Genomic DNA, 15,191 nt, shown 5'->3' on the forward strand with positions numbered 1-15,191 from the left:
TCACGGGCGAACCACTGTGAGGGCGAACCGCGTCCGGCCGCTCGCCGCGTGGTCGAGGGCGCCGCCGATGTCGTCGAGACCGAACTCCGTGACGGCGAACTGGCCGAGGTCCAGCAACCCGGACCGAGCCAGGGCGATCATGCTCGCGTTCGCCGTCCGCGGCTGCATCCACTGGCCGCGCACCGTGACGCTGTTGCGCATGAGCCACGGGTAGGGCAGCGCGAGGTCGTCGCCGCCGAGCATGCCGACCCCGCCCATCAGCACGATCCGGCCGTACTCGCGGACCGCCATCGCCGCGGCGCGCACGGGCGCGGTGCTCGCCGACGGCGGCAGCAGGTCGAGGACGACGTCGATCGGGCCGGGAGCGGTGGCGCGCAGGCGGTCCGTGTCGCCGTCGCCGGTGAGCCGCACCGTGCGGACCCGGCTGCCGAACCGGCGTTCGAGGTCGTCCAGCGCCGCCTCGTTCCGGCCCGGCGCCACGACGCACGCCGCGCCCATGGCGAGCGCGACCGCGACCCCGGCGCTGCCGAAGTTCCCGGTGGCGCCGCTGACCAGGACGGTCTCGCCGGGACGCAGCCCGGCCGCGAGCAGGCCGCCGTAGGGCACGAGACACAGCGTGAGCGCGGTCCACCGGCCGGCGTCGGCCGGGTCGATCGGTCCGAGGGGGATCGCGTTCTCGGTCGGGACGCGGAGTTGTTCGGCGTACGCGCCGTGGCCGAAGTGGCGCTGGAGGAACAGGCCGCCCTCGCCCCGCCCGCTCAGCCCTTGCAGCGTGATGTCCGGGGTGAGCGTGTCGTCGCGGGAGCGGATCACCGGATCGCACAGCACCCAGTCGCCGGGGGCCAGGCGAGTCGCGTCCGGGCCGGTCTCGCGCACCCGGCCGATCGCGCCGGCGCCGGGCACGACCGGCAGCGTCAGCTGGTAGTTCCGCTCGCCGCGGAACACCTCGGCCGCGTAGGGCAGCACGGGCGCGGCGACGACGTCGACCAGCACTTCGCCGGTGCCGAGCGTCGGCGCGGGGATTTCGTGCACAGCCAGCGGTTTGCCGAATTCTTCGAGGACAGCGGCTTTCATGTCCCCATCGTCGGGAAGATCGAGAGCGACATCCAGGCCTGGTATCATCCTGGGACTGCCGAGTGCCACCCGGAGGTCGTCATGCCCGAAGCGGCCCGCGCCGGACTGGGGGAGTTCCTGCGGTCGCGGCGCGAGCGGCTGAGCCCGGCGGCGCTCGGGCTGCCGGACCGCCGTCGGCGCCGGACGCCCGGGCTGCGTCGCGAAGAGGTCGCCGAGCTGGCCGGCATCGGCGTCGACTGGTACGTCCGGCTCGAGCAGGGCCGCACGGTCAGCCCGTCGTCCGCGACGGTCGAGGCGCTCGCGGGCGCCCTGCGGCTGGACGACGCCGAGCGCGCCCACCTGCGGGCCCTGGCCCGGAACCCGGCGCGGACCCCGTTCGGCCGTGAGCGGGTGCCCGAAGCCACCCGCCGGCTCGTCGAGGGCCTGAGCGAGCCCGCGTACGTGACGGGCCGCCGCTGGGACGTGCTGGCCTGGAACCGTGCGGCGGCCGAGCTGTTCACCGACTTCGGCGAGCTGCCGGAAGCGGACCGGAACGTCCTGGTCTTCCTGCTGCTCGGCGAGCCTGGCCGGCGGCTGTTCGGCGCGGGCTGGGCCGCGCAGGCCGAGCACGCGGTGGCGCAGTTCCGCGCCGCGCACGACCTGTGGGCCGGCGACCCGGCGTTCACCGGGCTGGCGGCGCGGCTGCGGTCGGGCTGCCCCGAGTTCGCGACGTGGTGGGACCGGCACGACGTCGGCCGGAACGGACCCGGCCGGAAGACGTTGTTCCTGCCGGGGCCGGTGGAGTTCGACTACGCGACCTTCCAGGCCGTCGAAGGCCCGGGGCTGCGCCTGACGATCTACGCGCCCACCAGCGGCAAGTAGACCTCGTCGACGATCTCCACGAGCGCGGCGTCGTCCACTGTGGTCAGTCCGCGCGTGAGGAGTTCGTTGCGCAGCAGCACGAGCGCCACGGTGGCGACGCGCGGGTGCCGGGCACCCGGGCGCGCTTCGCCGCGTGCGACGGCCCTCTCGACGATCTCGAGCCAGGTCTTCGCGCCACCCTCGGCGGCCTGTTCGTACAACTGTTCCCGCAGCTCCGGCTCGTCGCCGACGCCGGTCAGGAGGCCGCGCAGGATCCGGGCGGCGGGGGAGGACTGGCCGCAGTTGATCGCGCGCAACACGGCCAGCGCGTCTTCGCGGAGATCGCCGGTGTCGGGTGGCTTGAGGGTGTCCTCGGCCAGGTGGCGGTAGGCGGCGACGCCGAGCGCGGCGCGGTTCGGCCAGCGGCGGTAGATCGCGTTCTTGTTGGTGCCGGCCCGCTGCGCGACCCGTTCCATGGTGAGGCCGGGGTAGCCGGCCTCGGCGAGCTCCTCCGCGGCGGCGCGCAGGATCGCGTCTTCCAGCTCGGCACCGCGGCGGCGGGTCTTCTCGGGCATGTGCCGCAGTGTACCGCTTTAGGGTACGGTACGGACCGTACCCTAATTTCTGGAGGAACCGTGCGAGCCAAGGGCATCGGCTACGACACCGGGTTCGAGCGCGACGGGCGGTTCAACCGTCCCTTCGACCCGGACCTGGTCCGCCGCGAGCTGACGATCATCCGCGACGACCTGCACTGCACGGCGGTGCGGCTGATCGGCACCGACCTGGACCGGCTCGAGCACGCGGCCCGGGAGGCGGCCGCGCTCGGGCTGGAGGTGTGGTTCTCGCCGTTCCCCTGGGATCGCACCCAGGAGGAGATCCTCTCGCTGCTCGCCGACGGCGCGTCGCGAGCCGAACGGCTCCGGCTGGCGGGGGCCGAGATCGTGTTCGTGACCGGCGCCGAGCTGAGCCTGTTCAACCACGGCTTCCTGCCGGGGGACGGGATCGAGGAACGGCTGGCCGGGCTGCTGGCGTCCCGGGAGCTCATTTCGGGGCTGTCGAAGGAAGTCAACGCGTTCCTGGCCCAGGCGGTCGCGGCGGTCCGCGAGCGGTTCGGCGGCCGCGTGACGTACGCGGCGATTCCGCTGGAGCGGGTGGACTGGGAGCCGTTCGACATCATCTCGGTGGACGCGCACCGCTCGAAGGAGGTCGCGCACATCTACCGCGAGGGCGTCCGCACGCTGGTGGCGTCGGGCAAACCGGTGGCGATCACGGAGTTCGGCGTGACGCCGTATCAAGGTGCGGGTGACCTTGGCGCCCGCTGCGGCGAGATCCTGGAGTACGAGGGCGAGATTCCGGTGCGGCTGAAGGGCGAGTACGTCCGCGACGAGGAGGAGCAGGCGCGGTACTTCCGCGAGCTGCTGGAGATCTTCACGACGGAGGGCGTCGACGCGGCCTTCGCGTGCACGTTCGTTTGCTACGGGCTGGTGCACCGGGCCGATCCGCGGGCGGACCTGGACATGGCGAGCTGGGGCGTGGTGAAGGTGCTGGAGGAGGGGCCGGGCAAGACATATGGGGACGTGCCCTGGGAACCGAAGGCGGCGTTCGGCGCCCTGGCGGACTGCTACGCCTGAGCCAGGAACTCCACCATCGCCGCGGTCAGTTCCGGGCTCGACATCGCCGTGAAGTGGGTGCCCGGGACCCGCTCGAAGCGGCCGTCCGGCAGGGCGGCGGCCAGCGCGTCCGCCGTCGCGTGGCCGTCGTCCTCGGTGCCGATGAGCACCAGCGTCGGTGTGGCAATCCGGTCCAGGTCGCCGGTCGGGACGTGCGTGCCGAGCACGTGCCGCAACGCGACCGGATCCCCGCCCGCCTGCCGGAGCCAGTACGCCGGCGACCCGGGCTCGACGGGCTCGCCGTCGATCAAGGTGGTCAGCGCGCGGTGGTAGGCGCCCGTTCGGGACGTCGCGCGCTGCACGGCGTCGAGGCCCTGGCCCGCCACGACCGCGCGGCCCGGGCGGGCGCCGCGGGCCAGGAGGCGCAGCACCACCCGGCCGCCGTACGAGTAGCCGCCGAGGTCGTAGTCGTCGAGGCCGAGGTGCTCGAGCAACGCGAGACCGTCGTCGGCGAGGATGTCGGGAGGGTAGGCCGCCGGGTCGTGGGGGCTGGCGCTCTCCCCGTGGCCGCGCAGGTCCGGGATGATCACCCGGTGCCCGTGGGCGGCGAGCGTGGACGCCGGGCCGAGCCAGTCGCGGCCGGTGCCGGTGAAGCCGTGGAACAGCACCAGCGGCCGGCCCTCGCCGAGTTCGCGGTAGGCGAGCTCCCAGCCGTCGTGACTCCGGAAGTGCGGCATGGACCCAGCTTAACCATCAGATGAATCATCGACCAAGTAGGCAGACATCTTGCCAATCGGCCCCGGAAAGCGCTAACTTCGTCGAGCCAGACATCGGATGTCCAGCCCGAATCCCCGGGTCCGTCCGCCGACCGATGTGCACCCCTGCCGAACTGATCGTCAGGAAGGACACACCGACGATGCCGAAATTCTCCCGCCGGATGGCCCTCGCTCTCGCCGTCCCGCTCATGCTGTGCACCGCGCTGCCCGCCCAGGCGGCTCCGCTGTGGCACCCCGACCCCGCCACCGACGGCCTCAAGGCCTTCGAGGGCATCGAAGCCGACCGCGGCAACCACCACCCGGACCGCAAGTACGTCGTGGTCGAAGGCGACCACTACCGCTTCAACATCTGGAAGGACGACCGCGACACCACCGGCGGCGGCGACCGCCAGCGCACCGAGTCCAAGGGCATGGTCCAGGGCGGCACGGCGCTCAAGATGCACGACGGCGAGACCTGGACGCTCTCCTACGAGATGTACATCCCGGGCACGCTGCACGGCACCAGCAAGTTCACCCACATCTTCCAGACCAAGACCCCGTCCACCAACGGCGGCCCGTGGGTGACGCTCGACCTGACCCGCAGCGGCGGCAAGGAGATGCTCAACGCCCGCGCGTACGCCAACTCGGGCTCGCCCAGCATCGCGGCCACCGACCTCTCGCCCCTGCGGGACAAGTGGATCACCATCGAATGGACGTTCACGCCGGGCTCGAAGGGCAAGGCTTCGTGCGTCATCCGCAACGGCACCGGGTCCGGCGCGCCGGTCGCCGCACAGGGCAGCATGTCGAGCGTGAACATCCCCGACCAGGGCGACTACGTCCGCCCGAAGTGGGGGATCTACCGCTCGGTCCAGAGCGCGTCGTCCGACATCCTGGACACCTACCTGCTGTTCCGGAACTACACGGCCGCGCGCAAGTAGTCGATCCGGGGCAGGCTCGTTCGTACAAGGGGCGAGCGGCGGGACCGGCCCGCCCGCGAGGAGGAGCGTCATGGCGCACTACCTGCTGTCCGTGCACAGCGTCGAGGGCGAGGTCCGCGAGCCGCCGGCCGAGGCGGCGATGGTGGAGATGCAGCAGCGGCTCGGCGACGTCGAGCGGGACCTCAAGGCGACCGGCGCCTGGGTCTTCAGCGCCCGGCTGGACGAGCCCGCGGCCGCGCGGGTGGTCCGCGAAGCCGGGGACGGGTTGCTGACCACCGACGGGCCGTTCTCCGAGGGGAAGGAGCACATCGGCGGGTTCTACCTGATCGAAGCCGTCGATCTCGCCGCCGCGCTCGGCTGGGCCGGGCGGGTCACGGCCGCGATCCACGCCCCGATCGAGGTACGCCCGCTCGCCGGGTTCGCCTGATTCGTGGCGGCGGACCCGCTGCCGGGGTGACACTGGCGCCATGAAGGTCGTCGACGGGTACTACGGCACACGCCACCCGTCGACGACCGCGCGCTACGACGCGCCACCCCCGCTGCGACGCGGTCCGGTGCTGGTCACGGCCGCTTTCGCCGCGCTCGGCGGCGCCCTGATCCCGGCTGCCTCGCTGGCCGCGCTCTGGCGGGTCTGGCAGTTCTACGCCATGTTGTTCGGCCTGTTCGCCGCGGTCGAGTTCGTCGCGTTCGTCGCCGTGCTCGGGTGGCCGACCCGCAAGACCGCCCGGGCCGGCGCGTTCGTCGCGGCCGCGAGTCTCGCGCTGTGGGTGGCGAGCCGGCCGCTCGGGCTGCTCACGCGGTTCGATCCCTGGCAACCGGCGGACACCGTCGTCGGCTTCACCGACTACGCCGCGGCCGCGCTGCAGGTCATCGCCGTCTTGGGCTTCCTGGTCGTGGCGCGGCGGCGAGTGCACCCGCGGCCGTCGACGCCGCGGCGCGTGTCGGCGTGGATCGTGCTGTTCCCGGTGTTGCTGCTGGTGCTCGCGACCGGCGCGGCGGGCACGGTCGCGGCCGGCGACAACGTCTCCGGCAAGACGGCTTCGACGCTGCTCGACGGCAGCACGGTCGAATACTGCCGCCCGGACGGCGTCCCGCTGCTCATGGACATCACGCGCCCGCGTCCGGACGCCCGCGCCGCCCCGGTGGTGCTCTTCCTGCACGGCGGCGGGCTCGTCTTCGGCGGCCGCAAGCCGGCCGGCCCGGGCGCGCTGCTCGCCGGGTCGCGGGTCGTGCCCCTGCGCGACGCCCTGACGGCGCGCGGGTTCGCGGTCGCCTCGATCGACTACCGCCTCGCGCCCGCGGCACGCTGGCCGGCGCCCCTGGCGGACGCGAAGTGCGCGGTCCGGTTCCTGAAGGCCAACGCGACGGCGCTGAACGTCGACCCGGCGCGCATCGCGGCCGTGGGGACGGGCACCGGCGGCACGCTGGCGTCGCTGCTCGGCGTGGCCGGGGAGCCGGCCAGCGCGGTCCGCGCGGTGGCGGCCCTGGACGCGCCCGCCGAGTTCGCCTTCACGGGCCAGGACCCGCTCACCCGGGCATCGATCCTGCTGGCACTGGGCCGCGACCCGGCAACGCTGCGCCAGGCGAGCCCGCTGGCGTACGCGGGAACGGGCGCACCCCCGTTCCTGATCGAGGGCGGCCGCAAGTCGGCGGAGCTGGCGGACCACCTGCGCGCGGCGGGCGTCCCGGTGACGACCGGCGGTGAACCGGCCGGCTTCCTGGCTGCCACACTGCGATCATGACGACGAACGGCCCGGCCCGCGCCGAGATCCGGTGGCTGCTGACTCCGGACATCGAACCGGAGTCGTACGTCCCGGAAGACCCGGAGCGGTTCGTGTTCCTGGTCCAGATGATCGCCGGGCCCGCGGGTGAGGCGGGCGAGGAGTCGTTCCAGTTCGAGGTCTGCAGCCCGGGGTGGCTGCGCGAGCAGGCGCGGAGCGGCCCCGTCTCAGGTCGCCACTACGTCATCGTCGACCGCTTCGACTGGCCGGCACTCCGGGCGTACTTCGACCGCCTGGTCGCCGGCTGCACCGGCGCGGACTGGTCCGAGGTCGCCGCGAAGCTCAGCCGGTACGGACTCTGGGAGTTCGAGGACTACCGCGCCTGACACCGCCCGTGCGGTAGCTTGGCAGCATGAGCGGACAGGCACTCGTGGCGCCGATCTTCGGCGACCACTCCTACCGCTGCGACTTCTACGGTTGATGGACCCCCGCTCCGGGTCCCTTTCTCTTCAACCGTAAGGATAGTCATGTCTTCATCCCCGCACGCCGGGACCAGCTGGGCGCTCAAGCACATGCCGCTGACCGCGGCCGCCGTCGAGGAGACCGCGCCGGTGCTCGCCGGCCGGCGCCTGGCGATGTGCCTGCACGTCGAGCCCAAGACGGCGGCCCTGGTCACCCTGCTGGCCGGCGCCGGTGTCGAGGTCACGCTGACCGGCTCGCCCGGCACCACCCACGACGACGTCGCCGACGCGCTGCGGGCGCTCGACGTGCGGGTGCACACCCGCCGCGCCGACGACGACGCCGCGCACGCCCGGAACATCGCGAAGGTCCTCGAGTGCGAGCCGGACCTCACCCTCGACAACGGCGCCGACCTCACGCTGTCGCTGCTGCAATCCGGCACGCCCGCGGGCTACCTCGGCGGCACCGAGGAGACGACCACCGGCGGCCTGCGGCTGCGGGAGGCGCACGTGCGCCACCCGGTCGTCGTCATCAACGACTCGCGGCTGAAGCTGCTGGTGGAGAACGAGTTCGGAGTCGGCCAGAGCGTCGTGCAGGGATTCCTCAACGCCACCAACCTGATGGTGCCGGGCCTGCGCGCGGCGGTGCTCGGCTACGGGCCGTGCGGCAAGGGCGTCGCGGACACCCTGGCAGGCCTCGGCGCGCGCGTCGCGGTGTGCGACACCGACCCGATGCGCGCGCTCCAGGCTATTTTGGACGGTCACCGGGTCGGCTCGCCGGTCGAAGTCCTGTCGGACGCACAGGCCGTCTTCACCGCGACCGGCGCCCCGGGCGTCGTCGGCCCGGCGGAGCTGGCGGCCCTGCCCGACGGCGCTTTGATCGCCGGAGTCGGGCACTTCGCGTGGGAGATCGACGCGGCCGCACTGCGGGCGGCGACCGTCCGCACGGTCGAATACGGCGAAACGGGCCGCCGGGTCGGGCACGTGCTGGCCGACGGCCGCGAGATCGTCGTCCTCGACCGGGGCCGGATGCTCAACCTGACCGCCGCGAACGGGAACTCGATCCAGGCCATGGATCTCGGGCTGACGCTGCAGGTCCGCAGCCTGGCGGCGGTGGCCGCGGGCGGGCTGGCCGCCGAGGTCCAGCCGGTCCCGGCACCGGTGGAGCACCGGATAGCCACCGACCTGGTGGCGCGGCTGCGCTAGCTTGACCTGGAGCGCGCTCCAGGCTCTAGCGTGAGGGTCACGCCGACCGCACGTCAGGAGAACGTTTCATGGAGCTCGGTTTCCACCTCCCCATCTTCGACATCGACGGCGGGACCACCGCCATCGCCGGTGAGCTCGCCCGGGTGGGCAGCGCCGCGGAGGAGGCCGGGGCGACCTGGCTGTCCTTCATGGACCACTACTTCCAGATCGAGCCGACCGGCCGGCCCGCCGAGTCGAACATGCTGGAGGGCTACACCACCCTCGGCTTCCTCGCCGCGCACACGTCCCGGATCGAGCTGGGCCTGCTCGTCACCGGCGTGACCTACCGGCACCCCGGCCTGCTCGCGAAGATCGTCACCACTCTCGACGTCCTCTCGGGCGGCCGGGCCGTGCTGGGGGCCGGCGCGGCCTGGTTCGAGCGCGAGCACCGGGGGATGGGCGTGCCGTTCCCGCCGATCGCCGAGCGGTTCGAGCGGCTGGAGGAGACGCTGCGCATCTGCGGGCAGATGTGGGACCCGGAGAACAACGGCCCGTTCGAAGGCAAGCACTACCAGCTCGCCGAGACGCTGTGCTCGCCCCAGCCGATCCACCGGCCGAAGGTCCTGATCGGCGGCGGAGGGGAGCGCAAGACACTGCGGCTCGTGGCGCAGTACGGCGACGCGTGCAACCTCTTCGCGTCTTCGCCCGAGGACGTCGCGCACAAGCTGGACGTGCTGCGCGGCCACTGCGACGACGTCGGCCGCGACTACGACGAAATCCGCAAGACGGTCCTGGCCAACAACCCGCGCCCGGCCCCGGAGACCCGCGACGACTTCGTCCGGGCGATGGCGGACTACGCGAAGCTCGGCGTGCAGACGGCGATCATCACGCCGACCACGGGCTCGCCGGCCGCGTGGATCGACGGCATGGCGCCGGCCGTGCCGCAGCTGGCCGAGCTCGGGTAGTCACGGCGTCCGGCCCGCGGGTTTACTTCCCGATTACCCCGGCTCTGGTAGTCAGGGGGCGAACCGGCGGGCCGCCGGTTCCGGGTGCAGCGTGCCCTCTTCGTCCACAGTGGACTCTCTGAAGTTGTTTTCCTTTGCGGTGAACCGTTGACGGCGTCGCGCCGTGTGCCGTGGTGAGGTGGCGACCAGAGAGGAGGGGCTGATGCCCCACGGACGCAGTACCGGACGACACCGCAAACAGGCCACGATCGGGCTGGCGGCGCTGCTGGGAGTCGCGGGGGCGACGGCGACGGCGATCGCCCTCAGCAGCCCGGCGAGCAACGCGGCGACCGAGAGCTGCGGCGGCCTGGACACGGCGCTGCAGAACAACCTCACGTTCATCGCGGGCCAGCAGGCGGCCCCGGACGCCCAGTCGGCGGCCCGCATCGCCAACCGCCAGGCGGTGGTCGACCAGATCCAGCAGCGCCGCGCGGCGGCCGGCTGCGGGGGTGAGGTGGCGGCGAACGCGGTGGCGACCCAGTGCGCGGCGATCGCCGACGCGGCGGCGCAGGACGCGGCCGCTCAGGCCGACGAGAACGGTATGGCCAAGGGCAAGGCCAAGAACGGCAAGGCTGCTCAGCAGAACGGCATGGCCGACGGAAACGGCATGGCGCACGGCAACGGCATGGCCGCCGGTGACGGCGCGGCTGCCGAGAACGGTATGGCGGACGCCAACGGTATGGCCGCCGAGAACGGCATGGCCGACCAGCAGGAAGCCGCCGGTCAGGGCAAGGCCGCCAACGGCAAGGCGAAGCAGAAGGGCAAGGCGGCGGAGAACGGCGCCGCCGACGAGAACGCCATGGCCGGCCAGGACGCGGCCGCTCAGGACGCCGCCGCCCAGGCTTGCGGTGTGGTGGAGCAGTGCGTGGCCCAGGCCGCCGGAGCTGCCGACGCCAACGGCATGGCTGCCGAGAACGGCATGGCCGACCAGAATGACGCGGCCAAGCAGAACGGCATGGCGAACGAGAACGGAATGGCCAAGCAGAACGGCGCGGCCAAGCAGAACGGCATGGCCAACGGCAACGGTATGGCCGACCAGAACGGCGCGGCCAACGAGAACGGCATGGCCAACGAGAACGGCATGGCGAACGAGAACGGCATGGCCGATCAGCAGGGTATGGCTGCCCAGAACGACGCCGCGGCCAAGGATGATGCCGCGGCGCAGAACGTAGTGTCCGAACAGGACTGCGCTGCCATCCTCGCCTGCGTCACCCAAGCCACCGCCGACTCCGGCGCGGCCGCGGATCAGCAAGGTATGGCTGCGGACCAGAACGGCATGGCCGCCGACCAGAACGGCATGGCCACGGATCAGCAGGGCATGGCGGCCGACCAGAAGGGCAATGGCCACCAGAAAGCCAAGGGCAAGAACAAGAACGCCGGCGACGCGGCCGAGCAGGCGGCCGCGGCCGCGGTAGCGGAAAAGTGCGTCGCGGCCTCGGCCGACAGCGCAACCGGCACCGAGACCGCAACCGACAACAGCACCGCAACCGAGAGCGCCACCGAAACCGCCACCGAAGGCAAGTGAGACCAGGAGGGTGTGCACCGGCGGCGGGCCGGTGCACACCCTCCGACAGCGCGAACCACCAGCGCGAAACCTCAGCGCGGAGTGTCACACTGACCCCGTGGACCACCCCGCCTGCCCCGGCCCGGACCCGCACCCCCACGCGCCGCGCCGGGTCGTCGTGCCGCCTGGCTCCGTCGACACCCACGCCCACGTAGTCGGCCACGGCTTCGTCGAAAACCGCAGCTTCACCCCACCACCCGCCACCGCCGCCGACTACACCGCCATGCTCGACGCCACCGCAATGACCTACGGCGTCCTAGTGCGGGTCAGCGTGCACGGCACCGACAACACCCTCCTCCTCGACACCCTCCGCGCCCACCCGGACCGGCTCAAAGGCGTCGCGGTCGTCGACCCCGGCATCAGCGATCACGAACAGGCCGAACTCCACGACGCCGGCGTCACCGGGCTGCGGATCAACACTCTGACCAGCGGTGGCGTCGGTTTCGGGGCACTCGACCGCCTCGAAGCGATCTGCGCGGAACACGGCTGGCACCTGCAGCTGTTCGCCGACCCGGCCGAACTGGACCCCGCGAGACTGGCCAAGCTCCGCGTCCCGTACGTGCTCGACCACCTGGGCATGCCCGGCACCGATAACCGGGTGGTGCGGAACCTGGTCGAAGACGGCGCCTGGGTCAAGCTCTCCGGCGCCAACCGGCTGGCCGAGCCGCCCTACACCGAGACCGTGCCGTTCGCCCGGGAGCTCGTCACCGCAGCGCCCGGCCGGTGCGTCTACGGCTCCGACTGGCCGCACGTCGGCTGCTGGGGCCCGATGCCGAACGACGGCGACCTCGTCGACCTGCTCGCCGACTGGGTCCCCGACCCCGCCACCCGCGATGCCGTCCTCGGCGCCAACGCCCGCCGGCTCTACGGCTTCCCTGACCCGATCCGGTGACCGGCGGGAACTCCGGCCCGTCGGTGCTCGTTGATCCAGTGGAGCGCAGTAACCTGGTGCGCCCAACCGACCGACGACAGCACGAGGCTTCAGTGACCACCGATCCGGCGGCCGAGGACCTGCGGGAGGCGGCCGACGAGCTCGCCGTCGCCGGGCAGCTCCCGCGATTCCTGCTGATGTACAAGTTCGCCATCGAAGAGCTGATGACGAAACTGCGGATCCTCAGCGAGGAGTTCGACTTCGTCCACCGCCACGACCCGATCGAGCACATCACGAGCCGGGTGAAGCGGCCGGAGGCGATCAAGGAGAAGGTCCACCGCCGCGGCCTCGGTGACGACTGGATCGCCGCCGCGCACGTCCTCGACGACATCGCCGGCATCCGCGTGGTCTGCCCGTTCGTCTCCGACGTCCACCAGGTCGCCCGCATGCTCACCGCCCAGGACGACGTCGAACTGCTGCGCACCAAGGACTACATCGCGAAGCCGAAGGCCAACGGCTACCGCAGCCTGCACCTGATCGTCCGGATCCCGGTGTTCCTGTCCGACCGGGTCGAGAAGGTCAAGGTCGAGGTGCAGCTGCGCACCATCGCGATGGACTTCTGGGCCGCGGTCGAGCACAAGCTGTCCTACAAGTACGCCGACAGCGTCCCGGACGACTTCGCCGGCGAGCTGGCCGCCGCGGCCCGCACGGCGGCGGACCTCGACGCCCGGATGGCCGCCCTGCACGAACGCATCCGCTGAGTCACGGCGCCAGCGCGTCCAGCAGGATGCCCAGCCCGAACTCGAACTCCGCTTCGTGGTCGCACACCGCGAGGTACGGTGCCGCCGCGGCGACGGCGGGCAGCCCGGATGCCGAGAGGTCCGCGAGCCGGCCCCGGTCGCCGGCAGCGCTGAACGTCGGCGCCGCGTCGACCTCCCGCATCAGGGTCCCGATCAGGAAGGCCAGGACCGCGCGCAGCCCGTGCACCGCGCGGTCCGGCGGGTAGCCCGCCGCGAGCAGCGGGCCGAGCACGGCCTCCACCGGGGCGAGCGCCGTCATCGACGCGAGCCGGCGGGTCAGCACGAGCGGCGCCGCGCGCGGGTGATCGAGCATCGCGGCCCGGAACCCGTGCGCCAGCGCGGACATCGTCTCCCGCAGGCCCGTTCCCGACACGGGCGCCGGGATCGTGGCCAGCAGCACCTCGGCGACGCCGTCCAGCAGGGCGTCCTTGCCGTCGACGTGGTTGTACAGGCTCATCGGGTCGACGCCGAGCCGGCGCGCGAGCTTCCGCATGCTCACGGCGGCCAAGCCTTCTTCGTCGACGAGCGCGAGCGCCTCCTTGAGGATTCGCGCGCGCGACAACACGTCCGCGTCCTTGGGCGGACGGCCCCGCCGGGTCGTCACGACGAGAGCACCGCCGGCAGGCTTTCGTAGCCGCGCAGGATCCGCGTCTCCCGGCGGCGGCCGCCGGGCAGCACGCGCAGGCCGGGAAACCGGTCGAAGATCGTGCGCAGCCCGATTTCGCCCTCCATCCGCGCCAGGGAAGCGCCCAGGCAGTGGTGGCGCCCGGCGCCGAACGCCACGTGGTCGCGCGCGCCGTCCCGCGTGACGTCGAACGTGCCCGGGTCGGCGAACACCCCGGGGTCGCGGTTCGCACCGGCCAGCACCGTGGTCACCAGCGCCCCGCGCGGCAGGGACACCCCGGCGACCTCGGTGGCGCGCGTCGCCAGCCGGCCGGTCAGCAGCACCGGCGGGTCGTACCGCAGGACCTCCTCGACGGCGTTGCCCCACAGCTCCGGCCGCTCGCGCAGCACGGCGAGCTGCCCGGGATCGCCCGCGAGCAGCGCGATCCCGCTGCCGAGCAGGTTGACGGTCGTCTCGAAACCGGCCGCCAGCACCAGGCCCGCGGTGGACTTCAGCTCCGTCTCGGTGAGGCCGACGCCGTCGTCGCGGGCCGCGACGAGCTTGCTGAACAGGTCCTTGCCGGGGTGCTTGCGCAGGTGGTCGAGGTGCTCGCCGAGCCAGGTGTCGAACTCGCCCAGCGCGGTCTCGACGTCGCGGAACGTGCGCCAGCCCAGGCCGAGATCGAGGCTGGGCGCGGCCGCCGCGCCCAGCGACAGCACCTTGCCCAGGTCGGACGGCGGCACGCCGAGGATCTCGCTGATGACCGTCACCGGCAGCAGGCCGCAGTAGGACTCGACGAGGTCGAGCGGCCGGCCGGGGTCGAGCCCGTCGAGCAGGCCGTCGGCGATCTCCTGGACGCGGCCGCGCAGCTGCTCGACGGCGCGCACGGTGAAGACGCCGGTGACCAGCTTGCGGTAGCGCGTGTGCTCCGGCGGGTTGACGGCGAGCAGCGACGGCGGCCGCACCGGGTGCAGGTGCTCGCCGGCTGACCATTCGACCAGCCGGCCGAGCGGCGAGCCGTCGGAGCCGATGACGCCGACGCGGAAGTCGTCGCTGGAGAGGACCTCCCGGACCGCGGCGTGCGTGGTGGTCATCCAGCCGAAGCGGGTGCGTGCGAGCGGGCCGGCGGCGCGGATCTCCTCGAACAGCCCGGTGAGGTCGTGGCCCTCGGCCGCGGCGACGACCATCCGCCCCTGGAGGTCGCCGCGCCGGGCTTCGCGGCGCAGCACGGTCCGGGGGAGCGCGTGGCCGAGGCTCCACCGGATGGCGGGCTTCGCCCGGGCGAGAGCTGCGTCGAGCACCGTCACGACGTCCCCTTCCTTCAGCGTCTCTACAGTGTAGGTTATCGTCGATTACCTACACCGTAGATTCAAGGAGCGTCGATGACCGAGTTCGACATCCCCGCACCCGAAGTCCTCGCGGCCCGGCAGAAGCTGGTGCTCGACCACTTCCGCGACGAGGTCGCCCAGGACTGGGACGCCACGCTCTCGACGTTCCCGCACCCGCACTACGAAGTCGTCGCGACGATGACGGTCCACGACGGCGCCGGCGCCGTCCGCGGCTACTACCACGACACCCGCACCGCGTTCCCCGACCAGCACCACGAGCTGATCGCGCTGCGGCACAGCGCCGACGCGGTCGTCGTCGAGTTCTGGCTGCTGGGCACGCACCTCGGCCCGCTCGGCGCGATCCCGGCGACCGGGTCCCGCTTCCGCGTCCGCATGACGGCCTACTTCGTGTTCGACGCCGACGAAAAACTGGTGTGCG

The 15,191-nt window shown here is 72.5% G+C and carries 16 protein-coding genes and 1 pseudogene; 12 read left to right on the forward strand and 5 right to left on the reverse strand.

The window, feature by feature from the left end; translation table 11 throughout:
* On the reverse strand, nucleotides 1–1,074 hold the full coding sequence (locus tag QQ657_RS45585) for an alcohol dehydrogenase catalytic domain-containing protein (RefSeq protein WP_284748640.1): 1,074 nt from the start codon (nucleotides 1,072–1,074) through the stop codon (nucleotides 1–3).
* 81 nt (nucleotides 1,075–1,155) lie between these two features.
* Between QQ657_RS45585 and QQ657_RS45590 the strand changes: the two genes are divergently transcribed.
* On the forward strand, nucleotides 1,156–1,935 hold the full coding sequence (locus tag QQ657_RS45590) for a helix-turn-helix transcriptional regulator (RefSeq protein ID WP_284748641.1): 780 nt from the start codon (nucleotides 1,156–1,158) through the stop codon (nucleotides 1,933–1,935).
* Here QQ657_RS45590 and QQ657_RS45595 read toward each other — a convergent pair.
* Entirely contained in the window at nucleotides 1,911–2,489 is a 579-nt protein-coding gene (locus tag QQ657_RS45595; RefSeq protein ID WP_284748642.1) for a TetR/AcrR family transcriptional regulator, read from the reverse strand. The two genes, QQ657_RS45590 and QQ657_RS45595, sit on opposite strands and share 25 nt — an antisense overlap.
* Nucleotides 2,490–2,549: 60 nt before the next feature.
* On the opposite strand from QQ657_RS45595, the gene QQ657_RS45600 reads away from it, so the two are divergent.
* Nucleotides 2,550–3,545 (forward strand): glycoside hydrolase family 113 protein, encoded by a 996-nt coding sequence (locus QQ657_RS45600; RefSeq protein ID WP_284748643.1) that lies wholly within the window; start codon nucleotides 2,550–2,552, stop codon nucleotides 3,543–3,545.
* On the opposite strand, the gene QQ657_RS45605 is transcribed toward QQ657_RS45600, so the two are convergent.
* Complete coding sequence (locus tag QQ657_RS45605; RefSeq protein WP_284748644.1) at nucleotides 3,536–4,261, reverse strand: alpha/beta fold hydrolase; 726 nt, start codon at nucleotides 4,259–4,261, stop codon at nucleotides 3,536–3,538. The two genes, QQ657_RS45600 and QQ657_RS45605, sit on opposite strands and share 10 nt — an antisense overlap.
* A gap of 179 nt (nucleotides 4,262–4,440) precedes the next feature.
* Here QQ657_RS45605 and QQ657_RS45610 point away from each other — a divergent pair, with 179 nt between their 5' ends.
* The 9 genes from QQ657_RS45610 (at nucleotide 4,441) to QQ657_RS45650 (ending at nucleotide 12,781) form a co-directional block, all read left to right on the forward strand.
* The gene (locus QQ657_RS45610; protein ID WP_284748645.1) at nucleotides 4,441–5,217 is read left to right on the forward strand and encodes a hypothetical protein; all 777 of its coding nucleotides are present in this window, start codon (nucleotides 4,441–4,443) and stop codon (nucleotides 5,215–5,217) included.
* A 70-nt stretch (nucleotides 5,218–5,287) separates the two neighbouring features.
* Nucleotides 5,288–5,644: a YciI family protein gene (locus tag QQ657_RS45615; protein WP_284748646.1), complete on the forward strand. Its 357-nt coding sequence runs from the start codon at nucleotides 5,288–5,290 to the stop codon at nucleotides 5,642–5,644.
* A gap of 40 nt (nucleotides 5,645–5,684) precedes the next feature.
* The gene (locus QQ657_RS45620) at nucleotides 5,685–6,959 is read left to right on the forward strand and encodes an alpha/beta hydrolase (RefSeq protein WP_284748647.1); all 1,275 of its coding nucleotides are present in this window, start codon (nucleotides 5,685–5,687) and stop codon (nucleotides 6,957–6,959) included.
* Nucleotides 6,956–7,324, forward strand: a complete 369-nt coding sequence (locus tag QQ657_RS45625; RefSeq protein WP_284748648.1) for an immunity 8 family protein — start codon at nucleotides 6,956–6,958, stop codon at nucleotides 7,322–7,324. Before QQ657_RS45620 ends, QQ657_RS45625 begins: the two co-directional genes overlap by 4 nt.
* A gap of 141 nt (nucleotides 7,325–7,465) precedes the next feature.
* Entirely contained in the window at nucleotides 7,466–8,602 is a 1,137-nt protein-coding gene (locus tag QQ657_RS45630) for an adenosylhomocysteinase (protein WP_284748649.1), read from the forward strand.
* Between the two features lie 68 nt (nucleotides 8,603–8,670).
* Nucleotides 8,671–9,546, forward strand: coding sequence for an LLM class F420-dependent oxidoreductase (locus tag QQ657_RS45635; RefSeq protein WP_284748650.1), 876 nt, complete (start codon nucleotides 8,671–8,673; stop codon nucleotides 9,544–9,546).
* A 202-nt stretch (nucleotides 9,547–9,748) separates the two neighbouring features.
* Nucleotides 9,749–11,110: a hypothetical protein gene (locus tag QQ657_RS45640; RefSeq protein WP_284748651.1), complete on the forward strand. Its 1,362-nt coding sequence runs from the start codon at nucleotides 9,749–9,751 to the stop codon at nucleotides 11,108–11,110.
* A 97-nt stretch (nucleotides 11,111–11,207) separates the two neighbouring features.
* Nucleotides 11,208–12,041, forward strand: coding sequence for an amidohydrolase family protein (locus QQ657_RS45645; RefSeq protein WP_284748652.1), 834 nt, complete (start codon nucleotides 11,208–11,210; stop codon nucleotides 12,039–12,041).
* Nucleotides 12,042–12,133: 92 nt separating this feature from the next.
* Nucleotides 12,134–12,781, forward strand: a complete 648-nt coding sequence (locus QQ657_RS45650) for a GTP pyrophosphokinase (protein WP_284748653.1) — start codon at nucleotides 12,134–12,136, stop codon at nucleotides 12,779–12,781.
* A gap of 1 nt (nucleotide 12,782) precedes the next feature.
* Here the strand turns inward: QQ657_RS45650 and QQ657_RS45655 are convergent, their stop codons facing one another.
* Both QQ657_RS45655 and QQ657_RS45660 read right to left on the reverse strand, forming a co-directional pair.
* A complete protein-coding gene (locus QQ657_RS45655) occupies nucleotides 12,783–13,424 on the reverse strand; it encodes a TetR/AcrR family transcriptional regulator C-terminal domain-containing protein (protein WP_284748654.1) in 642 nt (213 codons plus the stop codon).
* Nucleotides 13,421–14,725: a cytochrome P450 gene (locus QQ657_RS45660; RefSeq protein WP_284748670.1), complete on the reverse strand. Its 1,305-nt coding sequence runs from the start codon at nucleotides 14,723–14,725 to the stop codon at nucleotides 13,421–13,423. Before QQ657_RS45660 ends, QQ657_RS45655 begins: the two co-directional genes overlap by 4 nt.
* A gap of 81 nt (nucleotides 14,726–14,806) precedes the next feature.
* Here QQ657_RS45660 and QQ657_RS45665 point away from each other — a divergent pair.
* Nucleotides 14,807–15,175, forward strand: a pseudogene (locus QQ657_RS45665) (ester cyclase); the annotation flags it as partial.
* Between the last annotated feature and the right edge of the window lie 16 nt (nucleotides 15,176–15,191).

The sequence above is a fragment of the Amycolatopsis ponsaeliensis genome (assembly GCF_030182635.1).
Taxonomy (GTDB): domain Bacteria; phylum Actinomycetota; class Actinomycetes; order Mycobacteriales; family Pseudonocardiaceae; genus Amycolatopsis; species Amycolatopsis ponsaeliensis.

Excerpts from the sequence above, each read along its gene's own strand:
- QQ657_RS45625 (WP_284748648.1), top strand. The coding sequence starts at position 6,956 with ATGACGACGAACGGCCCGGCCCGCGCCGAGATCCGGTGGCTGCTGACT.
- QQ657_RS45605 (WP_284748644.1), bottom strand. The coding sequence starts at position 4,261 with ATGCCGCACTTCCGGAGTCACGACGGCTGGGAGCTCGCCTACCGCGAA.
- QQ657_RS45615 (WP_284748646.1), top strand. The coding sequence starts at position 5,288 with ATGGCGCACTACCTGCTGTCCGTGCACAGCGTCGAGGGCGAGGTCCGC.
- QQ657_RS45640 (WP_284748651.1), top strand. The coding sequence starts at position 9,749 with ATGCCCCACGGACGCAGTACCGGACGACACCGCAAACAGGCCACGATC.
- QQ657_RS45585 (WP_284748640.1), bottom strand. The coding sequence starts at position 1,074 with ATGAAAGCCGCTGTCCTCGAAGAATTCGGCAAACCGCTGGCTGTGCAC.
- QQ657_RS45590 (WP_284748641.1), top strand. The coding sequence starts at position 1,156 with ATGCCCGAAGCGGCCCGCGCCGGACTGGGGGAGTTCCTGCGGTCGCGG.
- QQ657_RS45635 (WP_284748650.1), top strand. The coding sequence starts at position 8,671 with ATGGAGCTCGGTTTCCACCTCCCCATCTTCGACATCGACGGCGGGACC.
- QQ657_RS45630 (WP_284748649.1), top strand. The coding sequence starts at position 7,466 with ATGTCTTCATCCCCGCACGCCGGGACCAGCTGGGCGCTCAAGCACATG.
- QQ657_RS45610 (WP_284748645.1), top strand. The coding sequence starts at position 4,441 with ATGCCGAAATTCTCCCGCCGGATGGCCCTCGCTCTCGCCGTCCCGCTC.
- QQ657_RS45620 (WP_284748647.1), top strand. The coding sequence starts at position 5,685 with ATGAAGGTCGTCGACGGGTACTACGGCACACGCCACCCGTCGACGACC.
- QQ657_RS45595 (WP_284748642.1), bottom strand. The coding sequence starts at position 2,489 with ATGCCCGAGAAGACCCGCCGCCGCGGTGCCGAGCTGGAAGACGCGATC.